The organism is Pseudomonas khorasanensis (assembly GCF_014268505.2).
Classification (GTDB): Bacteria; Pseudomonadota; Gammaproteobacteria; order Pseudomonadales; family Pseudomonadaceae; genus Aquipseudomonas; species Aquipseudomonas khorasanensis.
In genome coordinates, this window is sequence record NZ_JABWQP020000018.1 from 57,467 (window position 1) to 78,023 (window position 20,557).

Genomic DNA, 20,557 nt, shown 5'->3' on the forward strand with positions numbered 1-20,557 from the left:
TTGCAGCCAACGCCCGCTAAGTAAGTCTGGACGCCGGAGAGTGCCGGCACTCCGGCGTCCTTGAGACCTCCCCTGAGTGACCTTAATAATGTATATAAATCCGTTTTTATTTATATTGCCGCGCCCACCCGGACAAGTTATCTGGAATTACAAGAGCCACACTCAACATGAGCTTGATCTTGACCACTCAACTCGCCTCGCCCAACTTATAGATAATCCAGACCTATTTAATCCCCGCAACATAATAGACGCACAATTCTTGGAAGCAGGCATTCTAACCGTTGCAAAAATAGACAGCCCGGATTGGGGCTGGGATGAACTGTCGAAGATCTATCACTTCGGCACACAAAATATTCCTTGCGAATATACGCCACAGAATATTCACGAGTGGTCCAGGCAATATCTGGCGCATTGCAGTGAAGTGCTGGCGAAGCCAGAGCCCGCAACGGCTAAAGAGCGGCAGTCAGTGGAGTCGCTCATTACCTTGCCTGCACCCGGCGCGATGAATGATGACAGGCTGAGTCAGGCCCTTTTGAGCCGAAAAACCTGCCGCTCCTACACCGGTGCCGCGGTGACGCTGGAGGAGGTAGGCACGCTGCTGTACTTCACACTCGGCTATCTTCCCGCGCGCGAAAAAACGCCTGGAGATTCCGTCGCACCTGGCTTCGATGCCCGGCGAAGCAGCCCGTCGGGCGGCGGCCTGAACGCCTGTGAAGGTTTTCTTCTCGCGCAGAACGTAGTCGGGCTTGAACCAGGCATCTACGCCTATCACTCCGCCAGGCACGCTTTGATCCGGATCAATACGCCGCCGGAATCGGCGTTGGGTCAATTGCTGGCGGGCCAGCACTTTATCGACAACCTGCCGCTGGGACTCTTCATCACCGCAAGGTTCGATCGACTCTGGTGGAAGTACGAACACTCGCGTGCCTACCGTATGGCGTTCATCGAAGCGGGCCATCTCTCGCAAACCTTTCAGCTGGTCGCGACGACGCTGGGACTCGGCACCTGGCTGACCGGCGCGTTTGCCGACGGACAGGTGGAAACCCTGCTGGGTCTCGAAGGCAGCGCCGAGCAGCCATTGTTTTTTGTCGGTTGCGGAAAAAGCGATGGGCAGGCCATGTGCCAGGAGATGCGCGATCTGCTGTACGGGGTGCCGTCATGATTTCTACAAGGATGGGGGAGAGCGAGGCCCCGGTGTCATGGTCACTCAAATTTACCCTTCCCGAGTGGGAAAGCCGCGCGTCGGTACGCAGTAGCACTCATGACTACCGGTTGCCAGGCGATATCGAGCAGCAACTGCAGACCCGCTACTGGTTCCCCCCGGCTTTTCTCCCCTATCTGGCACACCCCGCCATCCAGGCCAAGGGTCGCGAAACGCTGCACCGGCTGACCGCCAATCATCTGGTGTATTTCCTCGATTACACCACCTTGCTTGAACACCGCATCGTCAACCGCGCCGTGGAAGTCATCGTCCACCGGGAACTGCCCATCTACATACCACTGTCGATGAAACATGCTGCGCTGCAGCTGTACACCGACGAGGGTTACCACGCGCTGTTCTCCAATCAGATTGCCGAGCAGATCGCCGCGGTCTACAACATCACCCGACGCCCGGTCATTCCTAGGCGGGTCTCCCGCATGAACACCCTGATTGCGCGTACACCAGAGAAGAACCGAGCACTGGCCTGGTTTCTGCTCGGATTTGTCTCGGAAACTATCATTGCCCGTGAGTTGCTGGAGGTCTGTCGCGAAACGCTGGTGTCCAGCGTGAGCGACATGCTGCGCGACCACCTCGCCGACGAAGCACGGCATAGCCGTTATTTCGCAGAAGCCTTCCATTACTTCTGGATCGCAATGAACAGTCGCCAGCGCCTGTTTGTCAGCAAAACCCTGGTAGAGATTATTTCGATTTTCTTCGAGACCGACGGAAGCTGGCTGCAACAAAGCCTGCGTTCAGCCGGTATCGCCGAAATCGACGTGATGGAAATTGTCGGCAGCGCTGCGACGGTGCAGGCCAATCGTGCGCGCGCTCGTGCTGGTTCCATCCCAACGCTGGAGGCGCTTCACAAGGCGGGTTTTTTTGCACTCCCCCATAACCGGATCCTTTTCGCCAAGGCAGGATTGATCGATGGATAAACACAGCCGTGTAGCCACCCACCAACAACAGCGCGGTGCCGTCAGCCTGTTGCTGGCGATGATACTGCTTGGCGTGTTCCCGCTCGATGTGCTGCTGCCCTCGTTTCCGGCGCTGGCGTCGCACTTTGGCCAATCACCGAGCGACATCGCGCTGTCGATCAGTCTGTTCGCGGTGGGCATTGCATTTGCCCAGTTGTTGATCGGCCCGTTGTCCGACGTCATCGGCCGCAAGGGCCTTCTGCTCGCCGGCATGGGCGTGTCGCTGCTCGGCGCGCTTGGCTGCGTGCTGAGCAATGATTACACGTTGTTCCTGTTTTTTCGGGTGATGCAGGCACTGGGATGCGGTTGTTTCGTTCTATCTCAGGCACTGGTGCAGGACCTGTTTGAAGGCAATGAGCGAGATCGCCTGCGGATCCTGATGGTCACCGCTACGGGTATATTCATTTCGGTATCGCCGTTGGCGGGCACGTTTCTCCAGGCAACCCTTGGATGGCGTGGTAGCTTCTGGGTGTTTATCGCGCTGACCGCCGTGGTTCTGGTGAAGGCATGGCGATTGCTCGACAACAGCCGGCCGGTCCAGCACGGTGCGCGCCTGGGCTTCATCCAATCCTACCGACGCGTATTGGGCAGTTTCGAATTTGTCGGCTATTGGTTGATTTCTGCATTCGCTTTCGCCTGCCACTTTTCCTTCATCGTCATTTCGCCGCTGATCTTCATGGATCAGCTGCAAATGGCGCCCTACGATTTTGCTTTGGTTCTGCTGGTCTATGGCGGGGCGTATGTCGCTGGGGGCATCCTCGCCAGCGTGCTGAACCGGCATATCAGTGCGGGACAACAAATCTTCGCAGGGCTGAGTCTGATCCTGACCTCCGGGCTGGTCATGCTGTACCTCGCCGCCAACCATGAGCTGTCCGCCGCAGCAGTATTGATTCCGATGCTGATCTGTACGGCTGGCACCACCCTTTCGCGACCAGCGTCCACCTCGCGCGCCATGGGCCTGTTTGCCGAGCACGCCGGCACTTCGGCTTCAGCCGGCAGTACGATCATCTTTATCTGTGGCGGACTGATCAGCGCCTTGATCAGTCTCAGTCCGGCCCATCTGCAAGCGACGCTGGGTTACTGTTTCGTCGTTCTCAGCGGCGTCGCCCTGGTGCTGAACTGCATGATCGGCCGACGCGTAAAAAGCCTGCAGGCCGGTCTCAGAACGCAGGCCGGGGAAGGCTGATGCTGCCAGTCGTCATCCCGCACACGTCTGCGACACAGCAACAACGCTTTGCGCCATTCCCTCCAGACGCCAGCGGTGTAGAATCGCCTCATTCATCGCCATTCATCCCCGGCGGGTTTATGAGCTCAGGCTGAGACCAGCGGCGATCCCGCAACGTCATCGGCAACGTCAGGACACGCGGCCATTTTTCCGTGCGTTTACGGCGTCAATAGAAGCTCACTCCCCTTATGTATCTGATTAGCCGCCCGGAGTGCTCCAATGCCTGACTATCGCTCGAAAACATCCACCCACGGCCGCAACATGGCCGGCGCCCGTGCACTGTGGCGCGCCACCGGGATGAAGGATGACGACTTCAAAAAGCCGATCATCGCCATCGCCAACTCGTTTACCCAGTTCGTCCCGGGGCATGTGCACCTGAAGGACCTGGGTCAACTGGTCGCCCGCGAGATCGAACGCGCCGGCGGCGTGGCCAAAGAATTCAACACCATCGCCGTGGATGACGGCATCGCCATGGGTCACGACGGCATGCTGTATTCACTGCCGAGCCGCGAGATCATCGCCGATTCCGTCGAATACATGGTCAACGCCCACTGCGCCGACGCCATCGTGTGCATTTCAAACTGCGACAAGATCACCCCGGGCATGCTTATGGCTGCCTTGCGCCTGAACATCCCGGTGATCTTCGTGTCCGGCGGCCCGATGGAAGCCGGCAAGACCAAACTCGCTTCCCACGGTCTCGACCTCGTCGATGCCATGGTGATCGCCGCCGACGCCAGCGCATCCGACGAGAAAGTCGCCGAGTACGAGCGCAGCGCCTGCCCGACCTGCGGTTCGTGCTCCGGCATGTTCACCGCCAACTCGATGAACTGCCTGACCGAAGCACTGGGTCTGGCCTTGCCAGGCAATGGTTCGACGCTGGCCACCCACAGCGACCGCGAGCAGCTGTTCCTGCAGGCCGGCCGCACCATCGTCGAGCTGTGCAAGCGCTACTACGGCGAGGACGACGAGTCGGTGTTGCCACGCAACATCGCCAACTTCAAGGCGTTCGAAAACGCAATGATGCTCGACATCGCCATGGGCGGTTCGACCAACACCATCCTGCACTTGCTCGCTGCCGCCCAAGAGGCTGAAATCGATTTCGACCTGCGCGACATCGACCGTCTCTCGCGCAGCGTTCCACAGCTGTGCAAAGTCGCACCGAACATCCAGAAGTACCACATGGAAGACGTGCACCGCGCCGGCGGCATCTTCAGCATCCTCGGCTCGCTGGCCCGTGGCGGCCTGTTGCACACCGATCTGCCGACCGTGCACAGCCGCAGCATGGAAGAAGCCATCGCCAAGTGGGACATCACCCAGACCACTGATGAAGCGGTGCACCACTTCTTCAAGGCAGGTCCGGCAGGCATTCCGACCCAGACTGCTTTCAGTCAGTCGACCCGTTGGGAAACCCTGGACGACGACCGTGAAAACGGCTGCATCCGCAGCTTCGAGCACGCCTATTCGCAAGAAGGTGGCCTGGCCGTGCTGTACGGCAACATCGCGCTGGATGGCTGCGTGGTGAAAACCGCCGGTGTGGATGAGTCAATCCACGTCTTCGAAGGCAACGCGAAGATCTTTGAAAGCCAGGACAGCGCGGTGCGCGGCATCCTCGCCGACGAAGTGAAGGAAGGCGACATCGTCATCATTCGCTACGAAGGCCCGAAAGGCGGCCCGGGCATGCAGGAAATGCTCTACCCGACCTCTTACCTGAAATCCAAAGGCCTGGGCAAGGCCTGCGCGCTGCTGACCGACGGCCGTTTCTCCGGCGGCACTTCCGGTCTGTCGATCGGCCACGCTTCGCCAGAGGCTGCGGCCGGTGGCGCGATCGGTCTGGTGCAGGATGGCGACAAGGTGCTGATCGACATTCCGAACCGCTCGATCAACCTGTTGGTCAGCGACGAGGAACTGGCTGCACGTCGTGTCGAGCAGGACAGGAAAGGCTGGAAACCGGTCGAGATCCGCCCACGTAAAGTGACCACGGCACTCAAGGCCTACGCCCTGCTGGCGACCAGCGCCGACAAAGGCGCGGTGCGTAACAAGGCGATGCTTGACGGCCTGTAAGACGTCTGAGTGCCGAAAAAAATGCCCCGCCAGGTGCGGGGGGCATGATCGTTCCCACGCTCCCGCGTGGGAACGATCAAAAACCTGATCAAAAGATCGTAGCCTTCGGCAGCTCCTACATGGATCGGGGGTTATTGAATATCTTCCGGTTTGACGATCACCCAGTTCTTGTCCGCCGTCACCGGCAAGCCTTCCTTGGCCTGCGCCGCCGCATGCTTGGCCATCATGCCGTTGATCTGGGCCATGTACTTGTCCTTGCGATTGATCCACAAGTGAATCCCGCCCTTGGCCACATCGACATCATGGAACAGCATGTAACCGTCGCTCGTCGGGGTATCGCCACCCACCAGCACCGGTTTCTTCCATTCATCGATGTACGTCAGGATCGCCGCGTGCTTGCCAGCCATCCAGGTCGCCGGGGTCCAGAGATAGGGCGTCAGCTCAAGACCAAGGTTGGCTTTCTCGTCATATTTCCCTGCGGTGATCTGTTTGCGTGCAGTGGTCAGTTCGCTGGTTTCGCGATTCTTCAGTAGCAAGGAGACGCCGATGACGTTCTGCGACTTGACGTTGTAGCCGTACTTCGGATCCGCCGCGACCATCCGCACCAGCTCTTCGGAAGCGGCGGTCATCACGTAGACCTCGATGCCGTTCTCCATCAGCTTGTTGTACAACTCCTGCTGACCGGTGAAGATTTTCGGCGGATTGACGTCGAGCTTCTTCACCACATCGCCTTCGTAGTACGTCACAGGCACCGGTTTGCCCAAGGCCATCAGCTCGTCGACGTAGCCTTTGAGTTCTTTGAGGGTGAAGCCTGCGAACACCTGGGCCACCCACGGATAGCAGACCATGTCGTCGACTTCGCAGAGGCGATAGTAATAACTGAACAGGCTTTCCTTGTGGTCAGCGGTGTCCTTGAACGGCATCAGTTTCAGCGAAGGGTCAAGTTTGTCGCGGGTGATCAGGCCCTTGTTTTCCATAAACGGCAGCAAAGACTCTTCGAGGTCGTAGCGGTAACTGGTGTTGTCCATGTCGAACACCGCGTAGTTACCCTTGTTGGCGTTGGCCGCAATCATCGCGTCGAGCGCCTTCGCCTGATCCGCCGGCCAGTGCTTGAGGTCAGTGGCAAAGGCCTGCCCGGCGAGGCCCGCCGCCAGCGCAACAGCCAGAAATGTGCGTGCAATCTTCATCAGCGCTACTCCCCGATCGAAAGAGTTCGACGCTAACAAATAAGTGTGACGGCTCTCGCCTGTCAGCGACCGCGTGCGTCCCTATCGCGCCAAATGCATTGCCGGCAGCGACATGCACTTATTCCAAAAACGACGGTCACCCTTCGATTTCGGTATTAATTCATTGCAAATCAACCTGTTAGGCTTCCCGGTTCGCAGCAGCCCCGGAAGGCTGTTGGCAAAGTCTATTCTGGAGTCCCCATGAATCTACCGCTGATTCTCAACCTGCTGGTGTTCCTCGCCCTGCTCTTCGGTCTGGCCCAAACCCGCCACACCTCGTGGAGCCTGGCGAAAAAAGTTCTGCTCGCACTCGCCCTCGGCGTGGCGTTCGGCATCGCGCTGCACACGATTTACGGTGCCGGCAACCCGGTGTTGAAGGCGTCGATTGGCTGGTTCGATCTGGTCGGCAACGGTTACGTGCAGTTGCTGCAGATGATCGTAATCCCGCTGGTGTTCGCTTCGATCCTCAGCGCCGTCGCGCGTCTGCACAACGCCTCGTCGCTGGGCAAGATCAGCTTCCTGACCATCGGCACGCTGCTGTTCACCACGGCCATCGCGGCGCTGATCGGCATCGGCCTGACCAATCTGTTCGGTCTCACCGCTGAAGGTCTGGTCGCTGGCACTCAAGAGATGGCCCGCCTGCAAACCATTCAGACGGACTATGCCGGCAAGGTTGCCGACCTGAATGTGCCGCAACTGCTGCTGTCGTTCATCCCGCAAAACCCGTTCGCCGATCTGGCGCGGGCCAAGCCGACCTCGATCATCAGTGTGGTGATTTTCGCAGCATTCCTTGGGGTTGCCGCGTTGCAGCTGCTCAAGGATGACGTCGAGAAAGGTCGGAAAGTGATCAACGCCATCGACACCCTGCAAGCCTGGGTGATGCGTCTGGTGCGTCTGGTAATGAAGCTGACCCCCTACGGCGTGCTGGCGCTGATGACCAAAGTGGTCGCCGGCTCCAACCTGCAGGACATCATCAAGCTGGGCAGTTTTGTCGTGGTGTCGTACCTCGGCCTGGGCCTGATGTTCGTGGTGCATGGTCTGTTGGTGTCGGCTGCGGGGATCAATCCGCTGCGCTTCTTCCGCAAGATCTGGCCGGTGCTGACGTTCGCGTTCACCAGCCGCTCCAGCGCCGCGACCATCCCGCTGAGCATCGAGGCGCAGACCCGTCGTCTGGGCATCCCGCCAGCGGTGGCGAGTTTCGCCGCATCGTTCGGTGCGACCATCGGTCAAAACGGTTGCGCCGGCCTCTACCCGGCCATGCTGGCAGTGATGGTCGCACCAACAGTCGGTATCAATCCGCTCGATCCGCTGTGGATCGCGACGCTGGTGGCGATTGTGACGTTGAGTTCGGCCGGTGTGGCCGGGGTCGGTGGCGGCGCGACATTTGCCGCACTGATCGTGCTGCCGGCGATGGGCTTGCCGGTGTCACTGGTGGCGCTGCTGATTTCGGTCGAGCCGCTGATCGACATGGGCCGCACGGCGTTGAACGTGAGTGGTTCAATCACCGCCGGCGCGATTACCAGCCAGGTGATGCAGCAGACTGATAAAGCATTGCTGGATGCCGATGAGCATGCGGAGTTGGCTCAGGCTTAGTTTCAAAGGATCGTTCCCACGCTCAGCGTGGGAATGCAGCCCGTGACGCTCCGCGTTACTGGACGCGGAGCGTCCCTTGAGGCGTTACCACGCAGAGCGTGGCAACGATCATGCGCGCTCCCAAACCTCGAAGCTGTACGCCGGTTTGTCACCTTCAGCCGGATTCGGCGCATTCGATACCAGATTCCAGTCGTTCAGATCAAACTCCGGAAACCACGCATCCCCCTCCGGGCTCAGTGCCACGCGAGTCAGATACAAACGATCCGCCTGAGCAAGCGCTTGAGCGTATAACTGCGCGCCACCAATCAGCATCAACTCATCGACGCCCTGCTCTTTCGCCCATTCTTCGGCGCGAGCCACTGCGGCTTCCAGCGATGGATACACCTCTGCGCCTTCCAATCTCAGATCAGGCTGACGGCTGACCACGATGTTCAAGCGTCCCGGCAACGGACGACCGAGCGAATCCCAGGTCTTGCGGCCCATGATGATCGGCTTGCCGAGGGTCGTGGCCTTGAAGTATTTGAAGTCCCCCGGCAGGTGCCAGGGCATGCTGTTGTCGACGCCGATCACGCGGTTTTCACCGAGGGCTGCGATCAGGCTTAAGGGGAGTGATTTAGTCATGTCGGCGAGGATACCAGAGCCTCGCTTACCCGGATAAGCGCCACAGCGGTTATGCTCAGCGCTCGATAAAGCGACGGGACGCCGCGTGACTGAACTGACTCCATTGCAAAACCTCTGGCTCGCCGAAACCATTCGCCTGCGTGAAGAATACGCAGGGCCTCTGGATGACCTGGAAGCCAACCGTCTGGCCCGCACCGCTGGCGGTGATCTGCCGAGGCGCATTCAGCGCCGGGCGTCATGGCTGGCCGAGCGTGACGGGCTGACCGCCGCACTCCAGCACTGGCTGCAAGGCGCACGCCTGGCGCTGGTACTGCTGACGATATTGGCAATTTTGAGCGGCGCCGGGTTGGCCTTTGCCGCGCTCGGGCAGACCCCGGTCAATGTGTTCTGGGCCCTGGGCAGCCTGCTCGGGTTGAACCTGATTCTGCTGCTGAGCTGGGCGCTGGGGCTGGTATTTGCCGGCGAACAGGGCGCTGCGCTTGGGCGCCTATGGTTATGGCTCAGCGAAAAGCTCGCCCGTGATGCCAAAGCCGCGCAACTGGCGCCCGCCCTGCTGCTCATGCTGCAACGCAGGAAGCTCAACCGCTGGGCGCTCGGTGCGCTGGTCAACGGCCTGTGGTTTATGGCGATGCTCAGTGCGTTGGTTTTGCTGCTGATGTTGATGGCGACCCGGCGTTACGGCTTCGTCTGGGAGACCACCTTGCTCAGCGCCGACACCTTTATCCACGTCACCCAGGCGCTCGGTTATCTGCCGTCGCTGCTCGGTTTCAACGTGCCGAGCGTGGAGATGATTCGCGCCAGCGGTGACGGCGCACTCGACATCGAAAGCGCCCGCCAGGCCTGGGCGACGTGGCTGGTCGGCGTGCTGGTGGTGTGCGGCTTATTGCCGCGCCTGTTGCTCGCGCTGGTGTGTTTCTGGCGCTGGAACCGCGGTAAGGCTGCGTTGCGTCTGGACCTCAACCTGCCCGGCTACGCCCAGTTGCGCGAACGCCTGATGCCGAGCAGCGAACGCCTCGGCGTCAGCGACCCGGAGCCGGCGCAGCTGCATCGCGTCGAAAGCCAGGTCGGCGAACTTCCCAGCGAGGGTGCGCTGCTGGTGGCGATCGAGCTCGATGACCAGCGCCCATGGCCGCCGGCATTGCCCAAGCATGTCAGCAACGCCGGGATTCTCGACAGCCGCGAATCGCGACACAAAATCCTCGAGCAGCTAAGCCGCTTTCCGCCGGCGCGACTGGCGATTGCCTGTGATCCGAGGCGCTCGCCGGATCGCGGCAGCCTCGCCTTGATCGCCGAACTGGCGCGCAGTGCGGCCGAAACCCGTGTCTGGCTACTGCAAGCGCCGCCCGGAGAGGCGCTGGATGCCGACCGTCTCGGTGACTGGCATGCTGCGCTGGAACAACTGGGACTGCGATTCGCCGATTGCGCGCCGTTCAACTGGCTGGAGAGCGGACATGACTGATGCCCTGAAAGCGCCGCTGAAACTCGCCGTGGTCGGCCACACCAACGTCGGCAAGACTTCGCTGCTGCGCACGTTGACTCGCGACGTCGGTTTCGGCGAAGTTTCCCATCGCCCGAGCACCACCCGCCACGTCGAGGGCGCGCGATTGTCGGTGGACGGCGAGCCGTTGCTCGACCTCTACGACACGCCGGGGCTGGAAGACGCCATCGCCTTGCTGGACTTTCTCGAACGCCTGGAACGCCCCGGCGAACGCCTCGACGGCCCGGCGCGACTGGCGCGCTTTCTCGAAGGCAGCGAGGCGCGCCAGCGTTTCGAACAGGAAGCCAAAGTGCTGCGCCAGTTGCTGGCGTCCGATGCCGGTCTGTACGTGATCGACGCCCGCGAACCGGTGCTGGCGAAGTACCGTGACGAGCTGGAAGTGCTGGCCAGTTGCGGCAAACCGCTACTGCCGGTGCTGAATTTTGTCAGCAGCGCCAACCATCGCGAGCCAGACTGGCGCGAGGCGTTGGCACGGCTTGGCCTGCATGCGCTGGTGCGCTTCGACAGCGTCGCACCGCCCGAGGATGGCGAGCGCCGTCTGTATGAGAGCCTTGCACTGCTGCTGGAAAACGCCCGGCCGCAGCTTGAACGGTTGATTGCTGATCAACAGGCTCAACGCCTCGCCCGTCAGCACAGTGCCGCGCGCTTGATTGCCGAACTGTTGATCGACTGCGCTGCGTGCCGGCGCAGCGTGGTCAGCGAGGCCGAGCAGGAACAGCAAGCCATCAGCGAACTGCGCAAGGCTGTGCGCCAGCGTGAACAGCGCTGTGTCGAGGCGCTGCTCAAACTCTACGCATTCCGTCCGCAGGACGCGGCGGCCAGTGATCTACCGTTGCTGGACGGACGCTGGGGCGACGATCTTTTCAACCCGGAAACCCTGAAACAGCTTGGCGTGCGCGTCGGTGGCGGCATTGCGGCGGGTGCGGCAGCGGGCGCCGGCGTGGACTTGCTGGTTGGCGGAATCACCCTCGGCGCGGCGGCACTGGCCGGCGCGATTGCCGGCGGCGCGCTGCAGACGGCGCGCACTTACGGCAGCCGTTTGCTCGGCAAGATCAAGGGGCAGCGGGAACTGACCGTGGACGACGGCGTGTTGCGCTTGCTGGCGTTGCGTCAACGGCAACTGGTGCTGGCGCTCGATCAGCGCGGCCACGCAGCGATGGACAGCATTCAAGTGGCCACGCCTGTGGACAAAACCTGGCGCGAGGGCAAGTTGCCCGAGGCGTTGAGCAAGGCGCGGGCGCATCCGCAGTGGTCGTCGCTTAACCCGCATCCGAAACTGAACCAGGCGGAGCGGCAGGAGCAGATTGAGGCCTTGGCTGCAGATCTGTAACGCCGGACCCATTCGCGAGCAGGCTCGCTCCCAAATTGGAATGCGAATCCCTGTGGGAGCGAGCCTGCTCGCGAATGCGGCTACCACCCGGCTGCTCGTGACTCATTCCTGCTCCCATAACTGGGCGATATTGCGCTCCGCCAACGCCGGGCCGACGCTCATGCCGACGCCGGTGTGCATCAGCGCCACACTCAATCCCGGTGCCGGGCGCAGAAACGAAAACGGCCCCGGCCCGCGAGAACCGTAAACGCCTTGCCAGCGTTCGACCACTTGCACCTTGCAGCCCAACGTCTGCTCGGCCAGTTCAATCATCCAGTTATCGACTTGCTCGGCGTTGAACGGCGAAGGGTCTCTGCCGTAGTGGTGCGAGTCGCCGATGATCAGCTCGCCGTAAGGCGTCGGGCTGATCAGCAGGTGAATGCCGTGTTCGTGCAGATGCGGTGCGTCGCGCAGGATTTGCGCCTGCACCCCCGCCGCTTCCGGAAGATCAGCGAAGGCGCCGTAATGCACGCAGCTCAGGCCGGTGAGCAAGGCGTGTTGCAGATTCAGATTAATCAGCGGCTTGGCGCGCAGCATTTGCAGGCGGCAGATTTGCGGGTCGAGCGCCGCGATCGGCTCGGCCAGCAGGGTCTGATAATCATGCCCCGAGCAGACGATGATTTGCGGCGCCGTGAAGTCGCCAGCAGTGCTGCGCAGACGCCCCGGTTCGACGTCGCGCGCCAGCGTTGAAAAATGAAACTCGACGCCGAGTTCGCGACGCAGGTAATCGATCAGCGCCGGAATCGCTTCGCGCGAGTACAACTGTTGATCATCCATGCCGTGGAGCGCGGCCCGGTGGTGGCTGAACTGGCCGCCGTACACATCGCGCAATGCCGCACCGCGCAGCAATGCGACGTTGTAACCGTGTTCCACCGCGCGGTTGTTGCAGAAGGCTTCGAGCAGGTGTTCTTCGGTTTCGTTCCGGGCGAACAGGTAAGAGCCGTTGCGCTTGATCTGCAGGCCGGCGAGGCGCGACCAGTCACCCCAGATGTCGCGGCTGGCTTTGGCCAGTTCGAGCATCTGCCCCGGTGGCTGGCCGGTGACCAGCGCCTGGCCGAAGTTACGCACCGAAGCGCCGAGCGGCGTGGCGGTGCGTTCGAATACGCTGACTTTCAACCCGCGCCTGGCGGCCGCGTAGGCATGGGACAGGCCGAGAATGCCGGCGCCTACGATCAGCAAGTCTCTGTGGTGTGTCATGAAACTACCTCAATGATCGTTCCCACGCTCTGCGTGGGAATGCAGCCAGGGACGCTCCGCGTCCTTTGTGACGCAGAGCGTCACGGGATTCATTCCCACGCGGAGCATGGGAACGATCAGCGCGCTCCCCTGTGGGAGCGAGCCTGCTCGCGAAGGGGCCTTTTCAGCCGGAAAAGGTCTTACTTGGTCGCCACCTTTTCAGACTTGCCGTCATAACGCTTGCGCCACTCGGCCAGGATCGCGTCACGGTTCTTCGAGGCCCAGGCAAAGTCATTCTTGATCAAGCGTTGCTCGTAATCGGCCGGCAATTCGGTTTGCGGCTTGGCGATGCCCGGCTGTGCGAGCACGGCGAAGTTTTCTTTGTACAGATCCATCGCCTCGGCGCTGGCGGAGAAGTCGGCGAGTTTCTTCGCCGCTTCTTCATGGGGTGTGCCCTTGATCACTGCGGTCGCTTCGATCTCCCAGCCCAGGCCTTCCTTCGGCAGAATGATGTCCAGCGGCGCGCCCTGGCGCTTGAGCTGTACCGCCGGGTATTCAAAGGAAATGCCGATCGGGAATTCCCCAGCCGCTGCCAGTTTGCAAGGCTTGGAACCGGAGTGGACGTATTGGCCGATGTTCTGGTGCAGGCCGTCCATGTACGCCCAGCCCTGTTGCTCGCCGAAGGTTTGCAGCCAGGCGCTGACGTCGAGGAAACCGGTACCGGACGACGCCGGGTTCGGCATGACGATCTTGCCCTTGTATTCAGGCTTGGTCAGGTCCTGCCAACTGACCGGTTTGCTCAAGCCCTGTTTCTCGGCTTCGACCGTGTTGAAGCAAATGGTCGCGGCCCACACGTCCATGCCGACCCAGGCCGGCGGGTTGGCGGCGTCGCGGTAGTTGGCGCCGATCTTGTCCAAATCCTTCGGTGCATAGCTTTGCAACATGCCTTGCTGGTCGAGGATCGCCAGGCTCGAAGCGGCCAGGCCCCACACTGCATCCGCCTGTGGCCGGGCTTTCTCGGCAAGCAATTTGGCGGTGATGATCCCGGTGGAATCGCGCACCCACTTGATGCCGACGTCCGGGTTGGCTTTTTCGAAGGCTTCTTTGTAGGACTTCAATTGCTCGGCTTCGAGGGCGGTGTACACCGTCAACTCGGTTTTTGCCGCGAAGGCATTCAGGCTGAAAGTAGCGAGCACAGCAGCGGCCAGGGCCATAGGCTTGAACATGATCGTTTTCCTGTTGAGTTGAGGGTGTGAATCAGTGGCCGGGCGTGGTTTGCCGCCAGGCCTGTGAGCGGCGCAGCAAGCCGCGCGAAGCCCACGCCAGCAGCAGGGAAACGCCCGCCGAGGTGAACAGAATCAAGGTCGACATCGCCGCCGCGCCGCCGACATTGCCGGCGTCATCCATGTTCAGCACCGCCACCGCCGCGAGGATAGTGTCGGGGCTGTACAGAAAGATCGCCGCCGACACCGTGGTCATTGCCGAAACGAACAGATAGCGCACGATATCCAGCAACGCTGGCAAGCAGATCGGCACGGTGACCCGCAGGAAATGCCGGTACAGCGGCGCCTTGAGTGACAGCGCGGCGGCTTCGAACTCGGCGTCGAGCTGACGCAGTGCAGTGGTCGCGGTCATCTGCGCGGTGGTCAGATAATGCGCAATGGTGCAGACGATCAGCAGCGTCATCGTCCCGTAAAGCACGTGCAGCGGATTGCCGCTGAGGTTGAAGAAAAAGACATAACCCAACCCCAGCACCAGCCCCGGCACGGCCATCGGCACGAAACTGAGCATGCGCAAGGCGAGGTTCAGGCCGGGCTGAGTACGGGTCTTTTCCATCAGATAAGCGCCGGTGAAGATCAGCACGCTGCCGATCAATGCGGTTCCCACGGCCATCTTCAAACTGTTGCCATAGGCCAGCCAGCCACCGCCGGCCGTTTCGTTGAACTGGTAATGGTTGAGCGACAGCGAAAGGTTGTACGGCCAGAACTTCACCAGCGACGAGAACACCGCCATGCCGAACACCAGCAGCAACGCGGCGCAGATCAGCAGGACAATCGCCAGATAACACGCGTCGCGCAGTTTCGACGGCATCGGTTTGAATACCTGCGCGCGGCCACTCATGGAATCGCCGTGGCGCCGACGCAACCAGGCATCGACGCCAAAGCTGAACAACGCTGGCAGCAACAGCACCATGCCGATCAACGCGCCGCGACCGAATTGCTGCTGGCCGACCACGGCTTTGTAGGCCTCGAGCGCCAGCACCTGATAGTCGCCACCGACCACCACCGGCACACCGAAATCGGTGATGGTCAGGGTGAACACCAGACAGAACGCGGCAAACACCGCCTGACGGGTTGCCGGCCAGGTGATGCTGCGAAACGCCTTGGCCGGGCTCGCACCCATGCTCGAAGCGGCATCGAAAAGACGCGCATCGGCCAGCGACAGCGCCGAGAGCAGAATCATCAGCGCATGGGGAAAGGTGTAAATCACCTCGCCCAGCACAATTCCCCAGAAACCGTAAATGTTGTCCGAGAGCAACCCGCGCAACATGCCCTGATTACCGAACAGATAGACCAGCGCAATGCCCGGCAGCATCGACGGCGCCATCAGCGGCAGCAGGGAAATCCCCCGCCAGATGCCTTTGGCAGGAATCAGCGTGCGTTGCAGCGCGTAGGCAAACAGGTACGCCAGCGGTACGACGATGGCCGCAACGCTGAGGGAAACTTTCAGGCTGTTACCGAGCAGCCAGTGAAAATTCTCGCTGGTTACCAATTCTGTCGCCGCGAGCCAGCCACCGCCCTGCCCGGCCTCGCTGCTGAAACCGCGCCAGAAAATTGCGAGCAAGGGCAACAACACCGCGAGGCCAAGCAACACCAGCAACAGGATTTTTCCGCCGACCACGAAAACGCGATCGCCGACCTCGGCACGGGAAGTCCGGCGCTCCTGCTTGTCTGGCAACGGCAACGCGATCCCGACACCCATCAGGCAAACACCTGCAGGCTGCGCGGCGGCAGAGCCACCATGATGTGCTGGGCACCGAGGCGTGGCATGGCTTCCGGGGCCAGTTCGGCGAGCAGCGCGTGGCCGGGCAACTGGTCGAGTTCGAAGCTCATGCGGCAGCGATTGCCTAAGAATGTGATTTCGCGGACTTTTGCCGGAAACAGGTTTTCTTCGTGGACGGGCGGATTGACGTTGATCGCTTCCGGACGGCAAAACAGTCGGCCCGACGCGCTCTGAACGCTGCCATCCGCCAGACGCAGACTCATTCCGCCGACCGTGGCATGACTGGCGCTGCTGCGCTGGAACGGCAACCAGTTGCCCTGCCCGACGAATTCAGCCACAAACGGCGTGGCCGGGCGGTTGTAGATTTCCTGAGGCGTGGCGTATTGCTCGACCCGGCCGTTGTTCATCACGGCAATGCGGTCGGCCATCAGCATGGCTTCGTCCTGATTGTGCGTGACCATAAGGGTGGTGATGCCGAGGCTGCGTTGCAGCTGGCGCAGCTCGGTGCACAAATGTTCGCGCACCCGGGCGTCGAGAGCTGACATCGGTTCGTCGAGCAACAGCAGCGACGGTGACGGCGCCAAGGCTCGGGCCAGAGCGACGCGCTGTTGCTGGCCGCCGGACAACTGGCCGGGGTATTTCTTTTCGCTGCCGATAAGGCCGACCAGTTCCAGCATCTGCCCGACACGACGGCGAACTTCGTCGCGACCACTGCCGGCGAGGCCGTAGGCAATGTTCGCTTCGACGGTCAGATTGGGGAACAACGCGTAGGACTGGAACAGAATCCCGTAGTCCCGGGCCTGCGGGGCGAGATGCGAAACGTCGCGATCGCCCAGGTACAACTCACCGCTGTCCTGTTTCTCCAGCCCGGCGATACAGCGCAGCAATGTGGTCTTGCCGCAACCCGACGGGCCGAGCAGGCACACCAATTCGCCGGCCTCGACGTCGAGGGAGACGTTATCCAGCGCAGTAAACGCACCGAAGCGCTTCTGCACGCCGCGCACTTTCATCGGCGCGCCGGGGTCGGTCAGGGCAGTTGCGATGGAAGGATTCATGGACAAACCTCATCAAGCGGATGAGGCCAATCCTAGGGTTGTAATGCGTCCGTCATGTGGCAGTAAGGCAAAAACCGGTGATAGTCGTATTCGCGGATTTGGGTTCAAGATCAAAACACCGCAGCGTTCGGCAGCTCCTGCCCTGGAATGCGTACTCCCCTGTAGGAGCTGCCGAAGGCTGCGATCTTTTCCAGGCAGTAAAGTTCAGCAGGATTTAAACGCATACAAACACACAAGTTTAATCTGCAAATCGAATTAACTATTTATCTGTCGTATTTATCCTACATACATGGCAGAACTACGAGCCTCGCAATGACTCAATGGAGCGACTTCCGAACAACATAAACAATCACAGTATTTTCCTTCAACCTTAAAAGATGCCTCCTACATTTTTACTTCGATGCATTTGCTAGCTTTCGGTCATCGCATCTGAACCAACACGTCCAGATACAAAACTACAGCTACTGTCGAAGGGGTAAAAAGGATGTACAGCCCTCACCATCTCGCACCTTCCAGTCTGACCTTTGCTGATTTGGAGCACGATCTTCAAGTCCTGGAGTTCAGCGGTAGAGAAGCGATAAGCACACCCTACGCCTTCGACGTGGTACTGGTCAGCGAAAGGCCGAGTCTCGATCTTGAAAGCCTGCTGCATAAACAAGCGTTTCTGGCGTTCAGCGAAGGTGGCAATGGTATCCACGGGCAAATCCACCGCGTTGCGCAAGGCGACGCAGGCAAGCGTCTGACGCGTTACAGCATCACGCTGGTTCCTCGCGTGTCTTATTTGGGTTTACGTAAGAACCAACGTATTTTTCAACAAATGACGGTTCCGCAGATCATTGCGCAAGTATTGGAAGAGCACGGCATTCATCGCGACTTTCATGTTTTTCAGTTGAACTCTCTTTATCCGAATCGTGATTACTGCGTGCAGTACGACGAGTCAGATTTGCATTTCATCCAAAGGCTTTGCCAAGAGGAAGGCATTCATTACCACTTCCGGCACAGTCGAGAAAAACACCTCATGGTGTTTGGTGACGATCAAACCGTATTCCTCAAGCTTGACCGGCCGACACCCTACAAACAGGACAGCGGCATGGTTGCCGAGAGATCGGTGATCAAACAGTTCGACCTGCGAGTTGAAGCGCGCACCACTCGCACAACACGACGTGATTACGACTTCGAAAAGTCCCGTATTCTGCTGGAGTCCCAATACCAACCTGATGCCCGCCCGGCGCAATCAGCTCTGGAAGATTACGACTACCCCGGCCGCTTTACCCTGCGTGAGCGAGGCAAGGTTTTAACCAGACGAGCGCTGGAGCGCCTTCGTGCCGACTATCGGCAAGCTGAAGGCGAAAGTGATGAGCAGGCGTTGCTATCCGGGCACTTTATGGAGATGTCCGAGCATTCGCGCACGGAGTGGAATGATCTTTGGTTGCTCACCGAAGTACGCCACGAGTGTAAACAACCGCAAGTGCTGGAAGAGAGCCTGACCAGCGCAGGCTCCGCTCAAGAAAATGAATTTGTTCAAGGCTATCGAAATCAGTTTGTTGCGACGCCTTGGGACGTTTTCTACCGGCCACCCCAGCATTACAAGAAACCGCGAGTGCTGGGCAGCCAGACCGCCATCGTCACAGGTCCCAAAGGCGAGGAAATACACTGCGACCCGCACGGCAGAGTCAAAGCGCAATTTTTTTGGGACCGCGAAGGAGGCCAGGATGACAAAAGCAGCTGCTGGTTGCGCGTGTCGTCCAATTGGGCTGGCAACGTCCATGGCAGCGTCACCATCCCGAGAGTGGGCATGGAGGTGTTGGTCAGTTTCCTTGAAGGCGATCCCGATCAACCGGTGATCAGTGGCTGTCTGGTCAACAGCGCCAACCCTGTGCCCTACGAATTGCCCGCCCACAAAACCCGCAGCGTTTTTCGCTCTCGCAGTTCGCCGGACAATGGTGGGTTCAACGAATTGCACATTGAGGATCGCGCCGGCCAGGAATTGATCTATCTGCGCGCCCAACGAGACATGGAGCAGAAAGTAGAAAACGATAGTCACCTCGAGGTAGGCAACGAACGCCGGGAGACTATCAAGGGCAACAGCATCAGCGTGCTGGAAGCCGAAGAACACCGCACCATCAGCGCCGACCGCAAAGTGCAACTCAAGGCCAATGACTATCTGCATGTCGCCAGCAACAGCCACACCCGCGTCGACCAGACGCTGGTCGTCGAGGCCGGCCAGCAAGTACACATCAAGGCCGGAGCGCACCTGACGCTGGAAGCTGGCGCGAGCATCAGCCTCAAGGCGGGTGGGCAGCACATTGTGATCGGCCATGCTGGCATTTTCAGCAGCAGCGAAATTCAGCTCGGTGGTGTCCCGGTGGCAGGTTCCGCTGCCGCATTGTCAATGCCGGGCGCCAATGATGCCCTGGCGGTGCCAGCAGCATTGCCGCCCATGATTGCACCCAGCCAAAACCAATTGATGGCGGTCAGCAATGCGCTGGGATCGGACTTCTGTCCACTCTGCGAAGCCTGTCGCGAGGGTATTTGCCTGACCAGGGGAGCCGCCGCATGACTGACTCATCAGCGCACCAGTGGATGAGAGACCAGCAAAGACTCGGCCACACCTTGTGCCTTGTTCTGAACGCGGAGAGCGAGCGCGATATGCGCCAGTCTCTGCTGAAAAGCTGCCAATTCGACGACTACTTGAGCGTTTATAACGACACGCTGGTTGCGGATCTGGCTGATGCCGGGCCATTCGTCTTCACCTTCGATCAGCCTGACGACATTCGTTTAAAGGAACTGCTGAAGAACGCACAACGTAACTGGGGCTGGTTTGCCAGCATTCAAAAGGGCGATTTGAAAAGCCTGGTCAAGCATTGGCAGGCGCGCCTGATCATCGGCGCGCGGCCGCATCAGGCGCTCTACCGCTTTCACGATAATCGGGTGCTGAGCCGCGCCCTTGCGCATCTGACCGAAGAAGCGTATCCGGCCTTTCTGGGCCCAGCGATCAGCGTGTGCTACTGGCAGGGCACACGTTGGGAAAGCACCAATAACCCCGCCCCCGCTACCTATCCAGTCCCGGCGCAGCCGCTATGGCACCAAGTCCCGGCGCCCGACACACAGGCCGCTGAAATTCGCCTGATCAATGCACACCGCTACTTGCTGGCGGAGCATGTTCAGGCTTACGCCAGACTTGCCGAACAACATGACCCTGATACGTGGCTGCGCGGCCGACTGGCGCAGGCAGAAGCGTGGGGCTGGCTGGCGCCGGAGCAGCTGGAGTTTCTGTTGATCCAGGGCCTGCGAGCGCAGGGCGATACGCTGTCGCCATATTGGCAGGTTCGGCCCGGAGAAATGCCGGATGAACATTTCGAGCGGGTGCGCCTAGCCACAGCCCTCTGCCAAGGAGATGCCACCTTATGAAACGCCTCATGCGCACCGCAAGTCTGGGTGGCTGTCTTGCGCTACTCGCAGGCTGCGCCAGCAGCGAGCCGAATACGTTCACCTTTACCGCCGATATGCCGCCGGACTTCCGCTATGAGGCCATCGCAGTGTATGTGCCAGCCA

15 protein-coding genes are annotated in these 20,557 nt (G+C 60.3%); 9 read left to right on the top strand and 6 right to left on the bottom strand.

Features of this window, described 5'->3' with window-relative positions:
- Positions 1-88: 88 nt before the first annotated feature.
- The 4 genes from HU727_RS24300 (at position 89) to ilvD (ending at position 5,461) form a co-directional block, all read left to right on the top strand.
- Positions 89-1,162, top strand: coding sequence for a SagB family peptide dehydrogenase (locus HU727_RS24300; RefSeq protein WP_186530700.1), 1,074 nt, complete (start codon positions 89-91; stop codon positions 1,160-1,162).
- Positions 1,159-2,136, top strand: coding sequence for a diiron oxygenase (locus HU727_RS24305; RefSeq protein ID WP_186531486.1), 978 nt, complete (start codon positions 1,159-1,161; stop codon positions 2,134-2,136). Before HU727_RS24300 ends, HU727_RS24305 begins: the two co-directional genes overlap by 4 nt.
- Entirely contained in the window at positions 2,129-3,361 is a 1,233-nt protein-coding gene (locus tag HU727_RS24310; protein ID WP_186530702.1) for an MFS transporter, read from the top strand. The genes HU727_RS24305 and HU727_RS24310 overlap by 8 nt, the downstream gene beginning before the upstream one ends.
- Before the next feature lie 258 nt (positions 3,362-3,619).
- Entirely contained in the window at positions 3,620-5,461 is a 1,842-nt protein-coding gene (gene ilvD, locus HU727_RS24315; RefSeq protein WP_186530704.1) for a dihydroxy-acid dehydratase, read from the top strand.
- A gap of 131 nt (positions 5,462-5,592) precedes the next feature.
- On the opposite strand, the gene HU727_RS24320 is transcribed toward ilvD, so the two are convergent.
- Complete coding sequence (locus HU727_RS24320) at positions 5,593-6,648, bottom strand: HAD family hydrolase (protein ID WP_186530706.1); 1,056 nt, start codon at positions 6,646-6,648, stop codon at positions 5,593-5,595.
- Positions 6,649-6,888: 240 nt separating this feature from the next.
- Between HU727_RS24320 and HU727_RS24325 the strand changes: the two genes are divergently transcribed.
- Positions 6,889-8,280 (top strand): L-cystine transporter, encoded by a 1,392-nt coding sequence (locus HU727_RS24325; protein WP_186530708.1) that lies wholly within the window; start codon positions 6,889-6,891, stop codon positions 8,278-8,280.
- Positions 8,281-8,388: 108 nt separating this feature from the next.
- On the opposite strand, the gene HU727_RS24330 is transcribed toward HU727_RS24325, so the two are convergent.
- Positions 8,389-8,901, bottom strand: a complete 513-nt coding sequence (locus HU727_RS24330) for a dihydrofolate reductase (RefSeq protein WP_186530710.1) — start codon at positions 8,899-8,901, stop codon at positions 8,389-8,391.
- Between the two features lie 85 nt (positions 8,902-8,986).
- Here HU727_RS24330 and HU727_RS24335 point away from each other — a divergent pair, with 85 nt between their 5' ends.
- The gene (locus tag HU727_RS24335; RefSeq protein ID WP_186530712.1) at positions 8,987-10,360 is read left to right on the top strand and encodes a DUF2868 domain-containing protein; all 1,374 of its coding nucleotides are present in this window, start codon (positions 8,987-8,989) and stop codon (positions 10,358-10,360) included.
- Positions 10,361-10,364: 4 nt separating this feature from the next.
- Complete coding sequence (locus HU727_RS24340) at positions 10,365-11,729, top strand: GTPase/DUF3482 domain-containing protein (RefSeq protein WP_186531488.1); 1,365 nt, start codon at positions 10,365-10,367, stop codon at positions 11,727-11,729.
- A 102-nt stretch (positions 11,730-11,831) separates the two neighbouring features.
- Here HU727_RS24340 and HU727_RS24345 read toward each other — a convergent pair whose 3' ends face one another.
- From HU727_RS24345 to HU727_RS24360, 4 genes are all read right to left on the bottom strand, one after another.
- On the bottom strand, positions 11,832-12,965 hold the full coding sequence (locus HU727_RS24345) for a TIGR03364 family FAD-dependent oxidoreductase (RefSeq protein WP_186530714.1): 1,134 nt from the start codon (positions 12,963-12,965) through the stop codon (positions 11,832-11,834).
- A gap of 179 nt (positions 12,966-13,144) precedes the next feature.
- Entirely contained in the window at positions 13,145-14,170 is a 1,026-nt protein-coding gene (locus HU727_RS24350; protein ID WP_186530716.1) for a putative 2-aminoethylphosphonate ABC transporter substrate-binding protein, read from the bottom strand.
- A gap of 31 nt (positions 14,171-14,201) precedes the next feature.
- Positions 14,202-15,926: a putative 2-aminoethylphosphonate ABC transporter permease subunit gene (locus HU727_RS24355; RefSeq protein ID WP_186530717.1), complete on the bottom strand. Its 1,725-nt coding sequence runs from the start codon at positions 15,924-15,926 to the stop codon at positions 14,202-14,204.
- On the bottom strand, positions 15,926-17,002 hold the full coding sequence (locus tag HU727_RS24360) for a putative 2-aminoethylphosphonate ABC transporter ATP-binding protein (protein WP_186530719.1): 1,077 nt from the start codon (positions 17,000-17,002) through the stop codon (positions 15,926-15,928). Before HU727_RS24360 ends, HU727_RS24355 begins: the two co-directional genes overlap by 1 nt.
- A gap of 484 nt (positions 17,003-17,486) precedes the next feature.
- Here HU727_RS24360 and HU727_RS24365 point away from each other — a divergent pair, with 484 nt between their 5' ends.
- Positions 17,487-19,562 carry a type VI secretion system Vgr family protein gene (locus HU727_RS24365; RefSeq protein ID WP_186530722.1) on the top strand — a complete coding sequence of 692 codons (2,076 nt, stop codon included), beginning with the start codon at positions 17,487-17,489 and terminating at the stop codon, positions 19,560-19,562.
- Entirely contained in the window at positions 19,559-20,413 is an 855-nt protein-coding gene (locus tag HU727_RS24370; protein ID WP_186530724.1) for a DUF4123 domain-containing protein, read from the top strand. The genes HU727_RS24365 and HU727_RS24370 overlap by 4 nt, the downstream gene beginning before the upstream one ends.
- Positions 20,414-20,557: the final 144 nt, after the last annotated feature.

Excerpts from the sequence above, each read along its gene's own strand:
- HU727_RS24350 (WP_186530716.1), bottom strand. The coding sequence starts at position 14,170 with ATGTTCAAGCCTATGGCCCTGGCCGCTGCTGTGCTCGCTACTTTCAGC.
- HU727_RS24355 (WP_186530717.1), bottom strand. The coding sequence starts at position 15,926 with ATGGGTGTCGGGATCGCGTTGCCGTTGCCAGACAAGCAGGAGCGCCGG.
- HU727_RS24320 (WP_186530706.1), bottom strand. The coding sequence starts at position 6,648 with ATGAAGATTGCACGCACATTTCTGGCTGTTGCGCTGGCGGCGGGCCTC.
- HU727_RS24300 (WP_186530700.1), top strand. The coding sequence starts at position 89 with ATGTATATAAATCCGTTTTTATTTATATTGCCGCGCCCACCCGGACAA.
- HU727_RS24305 (WP_186531486.1), top strand. The coding sequence starts at position 1,159 with ATGATTTCTACAAGGATGGGGGAGAGCGAGGCCCCGGTGTCATGGTCA.
- HU727_RS24330 (WP_186530710.1), bottom strand. The coding sequence starts at position 8,901 with ATGACTAAATCACTCCCCTTAAGCCTGATCGCAGCCCTCGGTGAAAAC.
- HU727_RS24325 (WP_186530708.1), top strand. The coding sequence starts at position 6,889 with ATGAATCTACCGCTGATTCTCAACCTGCTGGTGTTCCTCGCCCTGCTC.
- HU727_RS24360 (WP_186530719.1), bottom strand. The coding sequence starts at position 17,002 with ATGAATCCTTCCATCGCAACTGCCCTGACCGACCCCGGCGCGCCGATG.
- HU727_RS24310 (WP_186530702.1), top strand. The coding sequence starts at position 2,129 with ATGGATAAACACAGCCGTGTAGCCACCCACCAACAACAGCGCGGTGCC.
- HU727_RS24365 (WP_186530722.1), top strand. The coding sequence starts at position 17,487 with ATGTACAGCCCTCACCATCTCGCACCTTCCAGTCTGACCTTTGCTGAT.
- ilvD (WP_186530704.1), top strand. The coding sequence starts at position 3,620 with ATGCCTGACTATCGCTCGAAAACATCCACCCACGGCCGCAACATGGCC.
- HU727_RS24345 (WP_186530714.1), bottom strand. The coding sequence starts at position 12,965 with ATGACACACCACAGAGACTTGCTGATCGTAGGCGCCGGCATTCTCGGC.
- HU727_RS24370 (WP_186530724.1), top strand. The coding sequence starts at position 19,559 with ATGACTGACTCATCAGCGCACCAGTGGATGAGAGACCAGCAAAGACTC.